Source organism: Chondromyces apiculatus DSM 436 (assembly GCF_000601485.1).
Classification (GTDB): domain Bacteria; phylum Myxococcota_A; class Polyangia; order Polyangiales; family Polyangiaceae; genus Chondromyces; species Chondromyces apiculatus.
In genome coordinates this window covers 83,722-94,670 of the sequence record NZ_ASRX01000038.1, presented here as the reverse complement: position 1 = coordinate 94,670, position 10,949 = coordinate 83,722, and the positions used below count along the sequence as shown (strand labels likewise).

The following is a 10,949-nucleotide window of genomic DNA, read 5'->3' as shown; positions in this document are numbered from 1 at the left end:
TCCTGCCGCCCCCTCCTGCCGCCCCCTCCTGCCGCCCTGCCCTGCCCCTGCCTCACCGCTGGCCCTCCCGCGTGCACGCGAGCTGCCGCAGCGTGCTCCCCGTCCCCAGCTCCCCGCCATCCGCGCGCTTCCCTGCGAAGTCGCTCCGCACGAACCTCACCGGGCCGGTCCCCACCTTCACGGAGGCCCCCACCTTCACGGGCGCCCCCACGGAGGCCTCCACCAGCGCCGTCGCCTGCGCCAGGCAGGCCTCGCGTTCGTGCACCCGCACCTCGTACACCGCCGACCGGATGCCCTCCTGCACGCCGTCCACGGTCGCCCTCCCGCTGGTCTGCCGGATCCGGTAGAGCGCTCCCTGGGACCGCGCCCCGCAGCTCGGGAGCAGTCCGACGAAGTCCAGCAGCTCGGTCGTGGACGTCCAGCCCTCCAGCGGGAGCGTCGCTGCCCCCTGGTGCTGCGCGGACGCCACACCTTCGCCTCCCCTCGGCGTGAGCGGCGCGAGCGGCGTGAGCGGCACCAACCGCACGATGGGCCGCTCCACCCGGGTCAGCATCAAGGGCACCCCGGCTTGTGTCGGCCTGCCGATCAGCATCCGTCCGAGGGGCGCTGGCACATCGACCAGGATCCGCGGCTGCTCTCCGCTCAGCCACACCACGACCTGCCCCCCGCGCACCCACGCGATCGCCTCCCCTCTCTCCGCCCCGAAGACCACATCGCCGCTGGGGAGCATGTCCCACGGCACCTTCGCGACCTCGACCCCCCCGGACGACTTCACCCTGACGAGCAGGTTGTTGCTCCCGGACCGCAGCGTGAAGAGCGCCCGCCCCCCCGCCGCGCTCACCTCGCTCAGGTCGACCCCCCACGTCGTCCCGGAAGGCGCTGGCCCTGTCCAGGTGTGCGGCCTGGCGCCCACCTCCAGCGGATCGAACCAGCGCAGCGTCCAGGCGACGGGCGCCCCCGCGGGCGAAGCCGGACGCCTCTGCTCCAGCAACCCCGAGGCGTTGAGCGTCTCACGGTTGCCGAGTCCAGCAACGCTCACGATCCGCGTCACCCCCGTCGGGACCGACGCCGCGCCTCTACCGAGGAGCGCGCTCACCTCCGCGATGGTGGTGGGCAGCGACGCCCCCGGCGTCGTCCCCCGCGAGACGCACGCGATCGCATGCGCCGTCCCGGTGACCTGCGGCCCCCCGCGGCGCGGCAGCAGCGTTCCTGCACCAACCGACGTCCCGCCCGACGTCCCGCCCGACGTCCCGCCAACCGCCGGCCCTCGTCCCTCCTGCCCTGCCGCGCTCTCGGGCTCTCCCCAGCCGATCCTGAGCTGCGTGTCGAGCTTCATGCCCAGCGCGCTCACCGCGAGCGACCTCCCCCACTCGTCGGCGAAGAGATCGCTCTCCGCGACCGCCGCCTTCACCTGCACCGGCAAAGCGATCGGCGACCACGTGCGCCCCCCATCGCTCGTCCCCAGCACCTCCCCCTCTCCTCCCACCGCCACCCCGTGGTCCTGGTGGATGCGCGCGCTCATCATCCCCGCGAGGAGCTTGAACGACGCGGCCTGCTCGCCGCGCGGCACCACCACCGCCCACAACCCCTCCTCTCCCCTGAGCACGAAGGACAGCGCGTGATCCTCGCCCTCCTCGATCGGGCTCAGCACCGCCATCGCCTCCGGGACACCCCCCTTCATCAGCGCGCTCCCCCACCCTGGAGAGCCCACCCGCGCCACCTGGCCGTCCTCCCTCACGGTCGCCACGAACGGTCCCACCCAGCGCTCCAGCGCCTCGTCGTCGCTCTCCTCCGGCGCGTCCTTCCCGCCCTCCTGCGCGCGCGGCAGCACATCGCCATCCCAGAGCCCTCGCACCAGGGCCACCTGCCCACCGCGCAGCGCCCCCGCGCCGTGGTCGCGCGGGTGCACGTCCGTGTCCACCGTGACCCACTTGCCGCTGGGCTGGCGCACGCACGCGGTACCCTGATCCCCGTCACGGCACGCCCCCAGCAGCATCGCGCCGCCACTCGGCGACGTGCGCATCTCCGTCTCGTCGCCATCGCGCACGAACACCGGCCGCTCGACGGAGAGCCGCTCTCCCCCGAAGGACACCCGCATCACCGCGAGGGGGTTGTAGACGTCCTTCGGGGACGACTCGCCGAGCATGCAGGCGATCCAGGCCCCGCGCGCAGTCCCGCCCACGCCGCAGGGCTCTGCCCCTTGCACCTTGTCGAACTCGGCGACCTCCAGCACCTCCCCGGTCGCGAGCGCGACCCGCGCGACCAGCCCCTGGTCCGCCACCAGCGCGGCGCCTTCCCCCGCGGCCACACCGCTCACCACCGCGGCTTCCAGCGGATCGCGCCCCGTACGCCGCACCCAGCGCAGCAGCGCTGGCTCCGAGGCCCTGGACGGGGGCCGCCCCCGCACCGTCCCGAGCCGCGCCTGCACCGGATCGATCTCCGCGACATCCCCGTCCGCGGAGAGGAGGGCGCGCAGCCCCTTGCCCTCGACCCGCAACCCCTGCACGCGCAGCGCATCTCTCGGGCTGGCCCCGGACGCGAGCCGCCAGGTCGTCCCCCCGTCGCTGGTCACCGCGAGCCCCACCACGTCGAGGACCGCAGCGCCCGCCTGCGCATCTCGGAACGCGATGGCCATGAGCTGCGGCAGCGGGAGGCCCTCCAGCGGCTTCCCCTGCCCCGTCTCCACCTCGACCATGTGCGGCGCCACCCGCCCCACCTGGAAGATCGCCACCCTCCCGGGCGCCGATCCCAGCGAGCCGATCTCCACCTCCGACCGCGCGATCGGCGAGAGCGGCCCCAGCGGATCGTCCAGCCGGTAGACGCCGAGCATCCCCCGCAGCACCACCCGACGCTTGCCCGTGGCCCCCGCCGCGGGGACCTCGATCATCTCCTGCAGCGGCTCCGGATCGTCCCCCGCCACCACCCGCAGCGCCCCGTCCGCCGACACCACCCCGCGCCGCCCCCCGAGCAGCACCAGCGTGCCGCCCTCCACCTCGGGGCCGACCGCGGTCACCCCGCCCGACGCCACCCAGCGCGCCGGCATCGACCCCGGATCCGCCGCCGGACCAGGCTCCTTCGACGGGAGCGCGCCCGTGGCGCGCGACGCCAGCCTCGCAGGTGCAGACGGCGCTCCCGAGCACCCCGAAGCAACACCGCACAGGAGCGCGGCAACGGACACGCTCGCGCGCACGAAGACCCTCCGAGGCTCCGCGCGGTCGGATGTGCCTCGGTCAGCGGGCGCGAAGGAGCCGTCGGCGACGCGATCGAAGAAGCGGCGGGACATGCCGCCGGAGCGTACCCCAGGCGTACCCCAGGCGCCCCGGCCCGATGCTTCCCTATCCGCGCGACGCGAACACGATCACCAGCGCCCCGAGCACGATGCGGTACCACCCGAAGGGCGACAGGCCGAAGCGCTTCAGGTAGCGGAGGAAGCCCGAGATCACCAGCAGCGCCACCACGAACGACACCACCAGCCCCACCCCGAGCGCCAGCAACCCCCCGGGCGCTTCGAGCAACGCGCGCCCGTTCTTGATCAGATCGAAAACCGTGGCCGCGCCCAGCGTGGGGATCGCGAGCAGGAACGAGAACTCCGCAGCCGCCGCGGTGCTCAGCCCCACGAGCTGCCCCCCCAGGATGCTCGACATCGACCGCGACGCCCCCGGCCACAGCGCGAACGACTGGGCAAGCCCGATGATCAGCGCGCGCCGCGGCGTGACGTCCTCCAGCCGCGTCAGGCCCTCCTGCCCGCGCTTCCGCTGCAGCCGCTCCACCCCGATCATGACCACGCCACCCACGATCAGCGCGAGCGCCACCGGCATGGGCCCGAAGAGCACCTCCTTGATGATCTTGTGGAAGAGCAGCCCGAGCGCCGCGGCCGGCACGAAGGCGATCCCCAGCGCGAGCACCACCTTCAGGCTCCCCGGATCCCGCGCGAGCACCCCGCGCCCGAGGTCCACGAGCCGCGCCCGGTAGTACATCACCACCGCCAGCACGGCCCCGAGCTGGATCACCACCTCCAGCGTCTTCGCGGCCTCGCTCTCGTGACCAAGCCACGACCCGAGCAGGATCAGGTGCCCGGTGGAAGAGACCGGCAGGAACTCCGTCAGCCCCTCCAGGATGCCGAGGAGAATCGCGTCGAACCAGCTCATCGCCCGCAGTCTAGTACTGCGTACCCTAGATCAGGGGCCTATCGGCCCCTACGCTCCCGGTGGTCGCTACCCCGTACTGCGTACCCTGGATCAGGGGCCTATCGGCCCCTACGCTCCCGATGGTCGCTACCCCGTACTGCGTACCCCAGATCAGGGGCCTATCGACCCCTACCGGCGCGGTGGCCGTGGCGGCGCTGGAGGCCTGGATCCCGGACCTCGACCGCCACCCTCCGTCACACCCTCGAACGCCCCCGGCATGTCTCCGGGCATCGCGGGCGACACCCCTCCGGGCATGGTGTTCAGCCAGCCATCCAGGCTGGCCCCTGACCGACGCTGCCCTGGCGGATCCGGCCGCTGAAGCACCTCTCGCGGCTCCGTATCGAGGATCTCGCTCTCCCACATCCCCGGGCTCACCGGCCGCGCCGGCGCCGTTCCCCCCTGCGTGGTCCCCCCGCAGGCCGCGAGCATCATGCCCAGCGCCACGAGGACGGCTGCCTTCGGCTTGCTCATCATGCCCTGGACAGGGCAAACCCCGCGCCGCCCAGGAGCCCCAGCCCCGTGACCACGGCGCACACCACACGCGCCTCGCTTACTTGAAGGTCGCCCGCTGCGCGACGCGCTTCAGGGCCTGCTCGGCGAGCCGCCGCGCGTAGGGGATCGGCCCGAGGCGCGGATAGGCTCCCCGCACCGGCTGCGCTCTCTCCTCGCCCTTGAGGAGCCGCTGGCCGAGCGCGCCCACCGTGTCCACCTCGAACTCGTCCGCGTGCTGCTGCAGGTAGCGGCTCACCCCGCGCAGCCGCTCCAGGTTGATCTGGTTCGGCCGACCCCGACGCCGCTCGGGATCGTCGAGGAAGAAGAACTCGAACGAGTGGGTCACCAGCGTCACCTCCCGCACCCCGAGGGCCCGGTAGCGGCGCAGGCAGCGGATGGTCTCTCCCACCGACACCGCGCTGATCTGCAGGTGCCGGTAACCTCCGCGCACCTCCTGGAAGTTGGTGATGGGCAGCTCCCACACCCCCTCTTCCGGCGAGACGAACAGCCCGAGGGCAGGCTCGTCGAGGCGCATGCGGCAGTTCTTGGAGAAGTAGCAGGGGTTGTAGTTGCTGCTGAGCGCGATCCCTGCCCCCTTCATCGCCCCCCAGACGGCGTTGCTCGCGCCGAAGTTGCCGGCGCGGTAGGAGACGATCTCGGACTCGGGCACCCCCGCCTCCACAAGCAGCGACTTCCCCTCGCGGAGCAGCGCCTCCTGCTCTGCCGGCGCATACGCGGCGATGTCGTCGGGCGCCCGCTGCTCCCCGCGGCTCATGAAGTCCGCCCGCCGCTGGATGGGGTGCATGTGGAGCTGCACGTCGTGCCCCCGCGCGCGGATGGCCGCGCAGATCTCCCGCAACTTGGCCACCCCGAAGTACCGCGCCCCGAGCGACTCCATGTAGAAGGTCCCGCGCTGCCCGCAGGCCTCCAGCTCCCGCATGATCCGCTCGATCCCGAGCGGCTCCCGCTGGTTCACGAGCCGCCCCCAGACGCGCACGTCGTAGCCGATCGGTGGCCTCACCCGCCCCTCGGCCCCGCGCTCCTCGGCGCACTCAACGTCGATGGTGATGTAGACCCGCGTCCTGTCGTCGCGCATGGGGACCCCTACGGCTTCTGCAGGATCATCGTGATGGTCGGAGAGACGAACCCCACGTGCGCCCCGAGAGGCAGCAGCACGCGGTTCGCCGCCGAGAGCACCTGCCGCCGCCTGCCGCCGACGCCCATCCGTGTCTTCAGGTCCATCAAGAGCTTCCCCCCGTCTCGAAGTCCCAGATCCCTGTACCCCGGGAAGCCCGCGCGCAGCCGGAACGGCGACACGCTCTCCACCCGGAAGCCCAGCACCGAGCGCTGTAGCGCGCGCGGCACGTAGCTCACCAGCCAGCGGGCGGAGTGGGTCTCCTTCGGCCACAGGCGGTTGCTCGTCCCGAGCACCACCACGTACCCACCCGGCGCGAGCACCCGGTCGATCTCCTTCTGGACCGAGGCGAGCAGCTCCGGAGGCACGTACTCCAGCACGCTGTTGCACGAGACCACGTCGAACGCCCCGCTCTCGAAGGGCATCCGCGTGGTGTCCTCCACGTGCAGCACGCGCACCCGATCGCCGAGCCCGTGCCGGTCCGCGTTGCGCTGCGCCAGCTCGACGTACTTCTCACTCACGTCGACGCCGGTCACCTCGGCGCCGAGCGACGCCAGCACGATGCCCGTCGCCCCCAGGTGGCACCCCAGCTCCAGCACCCTGAGCCCGCGGACCGACCCGAAGATCGCCTCGAAGGCGTGCCGGCTCCGCTCCCACTCCCAGGCCACGTAGCCGCCGACGAACACGTCGTCGGGGTTCCAGCCGAGGGCGAGGGCGCGCTCCCGGAAGAGCCGATCTGCCTCCGCGTCCACGACCTCTGGCGGACCGCCCGCCCCGCTGGAAGGCCGGCCCGCTTCTCGTACGCCCGCCGTGCTCGATGTGCTCGTCATCGCGTCGTTCAGGCCGCCGCCACGGCCGCGTCCTCGGAGCCAGGCGCGCGGTAGATGGCGAACAGGAAGGGCGAGAACCACGGGTTGCTGTCGCCGGGCACCACCCGGTTCGCCACGAAGCGGAGCGGCCCGGTCAGCCTGCGCACGGCCTTCTGCGCGATCACCGGCGCGTCGTCCTCCACCCAGAAGTGAAAGTGCCCGCCGGTGTACCGGGCCTGGAGCAGCTCGGCGTTGTTGCGCCGCGCCGCCGACTCGAGGAACGGCACGTTCATGATCTTGGTGTTGTGACGGAGCAGGTTCTTCCTGTCGAGGAGCCAGTGCAGCGCCCGCTGCCCGCCCCCGAAGTTCGGCATCCCGATCACCACCATGCCGCCCGGCTTGCACATCGCGAAGTGCCGGTCGACCACCCGGTCCGCGTCCTCGAAGTGCTCGATGAACCCGAAGGAGGCCACCACGTCGTAACGCTCCGGCGGCTCCCACGTGAAGAAGTCCGCCTTGTGAATCTTCCCCACGGTCAGCCCCCGCTTGCGCAGGTTGTTCTCGATCGACTCCGGCTCGGCCGTGTAATCCAGCCCGTGCACCGTGAAGCCGAGGCGCCCGCCGAAATCCGCAAGGATCCGCCCCGGAGCGCAGCCGACCTCGAAGAAGCTCTTGCCCTTCCCCGAGGGCAAGAACGGCGCGACGTCGTCGTAGATCTCGCAGCCCTCCCCGAGATCGTCGCCGTAGTCCTGCCAGTGCCGCTTCCAGTACTCCTGTGACGTCAGCCTCACGCTGCTCCTCCTCTATCGCGGCCCGACAGAGATCCGAGGCCGGACCTTCAATCTAGCCCGCGCGACCGAGCAGCGACAAGACACGGACGCCCCCGGGTGATGCGGAGGTCCCCCGAAGACGCGAACGCCCCCGCATGACGCGGAGGCGCCCTCAAAACGCGGACGCCCCCGCGCGAGGCGGAGGCGTCCAGGATCCCGATGGGTGAGCTCGTCCCCTGTGCTGCGGGGCAGTTGCGAGTGCAACAAAGTGCGTTCCCTTGGGAAACGCTGGCGCTCCAGTACCCTGATTCCGGGTCCACGGAGCCGGGTCGCCCCGGCTTCGTGAGAGCGAGTATGTCACCGTCCAGCGGCCTGGTAAAGGCCCGACGGCCTTCAACCCTGCCTCACCAGCGCCCCCCCGCGACCCGCCCCATGAAGTCGTACGGATAGCCCAGGTCGAACGCGCTCGCCTCGTCGAGCCGCTTCATCTCCTCGGCCGAGAGCTGCACCTCGGCGCCGGCCACGCACTGCTCGAGCTGCTCGATGCTGCGCGCCCCGAAAATCGACGACGTCACCCCCGGCTTCTGGATGCTCCACGCCAGCGACACCGCCGTCGGCGTCGTCCCTCGCTCCTTCGCCACGTCCCGCACGGCCGCCAGGATCCTCCAGTTGCGCGGCGAGTCGAAGGACGCGAACCGCTCCTTCCACTTGTCCCCCCGCGTCCCCGCCGGCGGCGGCTGGTCCTTGTCGTACTTGCCCGTCAAGAACCCCCCCGCGAGCGGCGACCACGGCAGCACCCCCAGCCCGAACTTCTGACACAGCGGCAGGTGCTCCCGCTCCAGCTCTCGCGCCACCAGGTTGTACTGCATCTGCAAGGTCACGAACCCTGCCCGCCCCTGGGTCTTGCTGATCCACAGGCTGTCCACCAGCCGGTACGCCGCGTAGTTGCTCGCCCCGAAATAGAGCACCTTCCCCTGGGTGACGAGATCATCGAGCGCCCGCAGCAACTCGTCCTCCGGCGTGTCGATGTCCTGCATGTGAATCTGGTAGAGATCGATCCGGTCCGTCTGCAGCCTCCGCAGGCTGTCCTCCACCGTGCGCACGATGCGGTAGCGCGACGCGCCCGTCCCGTTCGGCCCTTCCCCCATCCGGAACCTGAACTTCGTCGCCACCACCACCTGCTCGCGGTGCTTCCCCTTCTGGAGCCAGGTCCCCACCACCCGCTCCGACAGCCCGTCCTGCCCGTAGACGTCGGCCGTATCGATGAAGTTCACCCCGAGCGTGAGCGCCCGGCTCATGATCGCGTGCGACGTCGCCTCATCGCACGAGATCTTGTGCATCATGCTCTTGTCGTCGGCCTCGCCGAACGTCATCGCCCCGAGGCACAGGGTCGACACCTTGACACCACTCCTGCCGAGCGTGCGGTACTCCATGATCTCCTCCTCGCCTTGAAGGCCCCGGCCTACGAGCGCCCCGCCCCGGCGTAAAGCGCGGAGCGCCACGCACCGACGCACCTCCTGCCGCCGTCGTTTCGCCCCAACCACGCGCACGATGCGCCGCGTCAGTCACAACGAGCTGCAAAACCTGGCCCGATCCGCGCCACCTCTCGCTACCCTCCCCGCGACCCGATGGACTCCGGTGGAAGAACGCCCGCCACCCTGCCTGCCTCGATCCCGCTGAGCGGCTCGCTCCCCTCGCTCTCCATCGGCGACGTGCTGCACCGCGAGGAAGTCGCCCGCGCGCGCGTCTTCTTCCCCACCATCCTCGTCCTCGCCGCGCTCAACCTGGCCTGCGTCCCGCTCCTGCCGTTCACCGGAGACGTCCGCCTCGTCGCGGCCATCGTGCTCGTCTCCGGCGGCATCCTCATGGCCGTGGGCCGCTACCTCGCCGGCGATCCCGACCGCTACACCGGGCGCCGCCTCGCCATGCTCGCCGCAGGCTGCGGCATCGTCGCCACCGCCGTCCTCTACCTGATCGGCATCTTCTGCGCCGGCACCATGGTGCTCATCCTGGGCATCCACTTCTTCGCCTCCAGCAGCGATCGCCGCACCGCCATCGCCTCCTACGCCTCCATCGCGCTCCTCTACTTCGTCTTCTCCGCCGGCCTCGCCGCAGGCCTCCTCCCCGACATCGCCCTCTTCTCCGTCGCCAGCGTCCCCCCCGCCGTCCAGTGGTTCCAGGTCGGCATGTCCCAGTTCTTCTTCGCCATCACCCTCCACATGGCCCTGCGCAACCGGAGCACCCTGGAGCTCGCCATCCACCAGGCCCAGCGCGCCGCCATGCAGATCCGCCAGCGCGACGCCCAGCTCGCCGAGGCCCGCCGCGAACTCGACCGCGCCCTGCGAGCCGGCGAGGGCCGACGCACCGGCGACGTGCTCGGCGGATACCGCCTCGGCGAGCTGCTCGGCCGCGGCGGCATGGGCGAGGTCTACCGCGCCGAGGACGTGCAGACCGGCCGCCGCGCCGCCATCAAGATCATGCACCTCGGCCTCCTCGACGACGACGAGCAGGTCCGCCGCTTCCTCCGCGAAGCCGAGATCGCCGCCGCCGTGCGCAGCCCCCACATCGTCGAGATCCTCGACCTCGGCCGCGCCCCCGACGGCGCCCCCTACCTGATCATGGAGCTGCTCGACGGCCACGATCTCGGCTGGCACCTCCGGCGCCGCGGTCCCCTCCCCCTCGACGAGATCGTGGATCTCCTCGACCAGCTCGCCAGGGCCCTCATCGTCATGCGCGAGGCAGGCATCGTGCACCGCGATCTGAAGCCCGGGAACATCGTCCTCGCCCGCCAGCCCTCACCCCACCCCGAGCGCTCCCCCGCCGCCGGTCCGCTCCTCTGGAAGGTGCTCGACTTCGGCGTCGCCAAGGCCCTCGGGACGAGCAGCACCCTCACCCAGGGTCAGATCCTGGGCACCCCGTCGTACATGGCCGCCGAGCAGCTCGCCGGCGACGTCGACCACCGCACCGATCTCTACGCCGCAGCCGCCATCGCCTACCGCGCCCTCACCGGCAGCGCCCCCTTCGACGGCGATGACGCGGCGCAGATCGCCTACAAGGTGATGTTCTCCCAGCCCCAGGCCCCCTCCCACTTCGTGCAACTCCCCACCGACGCCGAGCTGGTCCTCGCCGTCGGCCTCGCCAAGAAGCCCGCCGACCGCTTCGACCGCATCGAGGATCTCGCCCGCGCCATGCGCCTCGCCGCCCGCAGCGAACTCGACGAGGTGACCCGCGCCCGCGGCTGGCGCTACCTCAAGACCGCCCCCTGGGAAGGCCTCCGCGGCGCCCCCTGGGAAGGCATGCGCCACGCCCCCTCCGACCCCGCCCAGGTCGCATAAGTACTGCGTACGGCAATTCAGGGACCTACGGTCCCTACGCTCCCGTTGGTCACTACCCCCCTTCGGGCGGAGTTGGTCACTACCCCCCTTCGGGCGGAGAAGAAGACGGCACGCAGTGGCGGAGAAGAAGACGGCACGCAGTGGCGTACCTGTAGCGCGGCTCCGGGAGGCGTGGGCGCTGCCGCGCCGCGACCCGTGAGCCCATCGCCGGAGTGCCGCGC

At 71.6% G+C, this 10,949-nt stretch carries 8 protein-coding genes; 1 reads left to right on the top strand and 7 read right to left on the bottom strand.

The window, feature by feature from the left end; genetic code table 11:
• Window positions 1-52 precede the first annotated feature (52 nt).
• The 7 genes from CAP_RS23365 to CAP_RS23335 form a co-directional block, all read right to left on the bottom strand.
• Window positions 53-3,283, bottom strand: a complete 3,231-nt coding sequence (locus tag CAP_RS23365; RefSeq protein WP_044244812.1) for a hypothetical protein — start codon at window positions 3,281-3,283, stop codon at window positions 53-55.
• Window positions 3,284-3,335: 52 nt separating this feature from the next.
• The gene (locus tag CAP_RS23360) at window positions 3,336-4,148 is read right to left on the bottom strand and encodes an undecaprenyl-diphosphate phosphatase (protein WP_044244810.1); all 813 of its coding nucleotides are present in this window, start codon (window positions 4,146-4,148) and stop codon (window positions 3,336-3,338) included.
• A gap of 168 nt (window positions 4,149-4,316) precedes the next feature.
• Entirely contained in the window at window positions 4,317-4,661 is a 345-nt protein-coding gene (locus tag CAP_RS23355; protein ID WP_044244808.1) for a hypothetical protein, read from the bottom strand.
• Between the two features lie 76 nt (window positions 4,662-4,737).
• Window positions 4,738-5,775 carry a polysaccharide deacetylase family protein gene (locus CAP_RS23350; protein WP_044244806.1) on the bottom strand — a complete coding sequence of 346 codons (1,038 nt, stop codon included), beginning with the start codon at window positions 5,773-5,775 and terminating at the stop codon, window positions 4,738-4,740.
• Window positions 5,776-5,783: 8 nt separating this feature from the next.
• Entirely contained in the window at window positions 5,784-6,644 is an 861-nt protein-coding gene (locus tag CAP_RS23345) for a class I SAM-dependent methyltransferase (protein ID WP_044244804.1), read from the bottom strand.
• 8 nt (window positions 6,645-6,652) lie between these two features.
• Entirely contained in the window at window positions 6,653-7,414 is a 762-nt protein-coding gene (locus CAP_RS23340; RefSeq protein WP_044244802.1) for a methyltransferase domain-containing protein, read from the bottom strand.
• 383 nt (window positions 7,415-7,797) lie between these two features.
• Window positions 7,798-8,826, bottom strand: a complete 1,029-nt coding sequence (locus CAP_RS23335; RefSeq protein ID WP_044244801.1) for an aldo/keto reductase — start codon at window positions 8,824-8,826, stop codon at window positions 7,798-7,800.
• Window positions 8,827-9,021: 195 nt separating this feature from the next.
• Here CAP_RS23335 and CAP_RS45370 point away from each other — a divergent pair, with 195 nt between their 5' ends.
• A complete protein-coding gene (locus CAP_RS45370) occupies window positions 9,022-10,728 on the top strand; it encodes a serine/threonine-protein kinase (protein WP_052375706.1) in 1,707 nt (568 codons plus the stop codon).
• Window positions 10,729-10,949 lie beyond the last annotated feature (221 nt).

Bases quoted from the DNA above. Each gene is read 5' to 3' on its own strand.
- CAP_RS23365 (WP_044244812.1), bottom strand. From the start codon at position 3,283: ATGTCCCGCCGCTTCTTCGATCGCGTCGCCGACGGCTCCTTCGCGCCC.
- CAP_RS23360 (WP_044244810.1), bottom strand. From the start codon at position 4,148: ATGAGCTGGTTCGACGCGATTCTCCTCGGCATCCTGGAGGGGCTGACG.
- CAP_RS23355 (WP_044244808.1), bottom strand. From the start codon at position 4,661: ATGATGAGCAAGCCGAAGGCAGCCGTCCTCGTGGCGCTGGGCATGATG.
- CAP_RS23350 (WP_044244806.1), bottom strand. From the start codon at position 5,775: ATGCGCGACGACAGGACGCGGGTCTACATCACCATCGACGTTGAGTGC.
- CAP_RS23345 (WP_044244804.1), bottom strand. From the start codon at position 6,644: ATGACGAGCACATCGAGCACGGCGGGCGTACGAGAAGCGGGCCGGCCT.
- CAP_RS23335 (WP_044244801.1), bottom strand. From the start codon at position 8,826: ATGGAGTACCGCACGCTCGGCAGGAGTGGTGTCAAGGTGTCGACCCTG.
- CAP_RS45370 (WP_052375706.1), top strand. From the start codon at position 9,022: ATGGACTCCGGTGGAAGAACGCCCGCCACCCTGCCTGCCTCGATCCCG.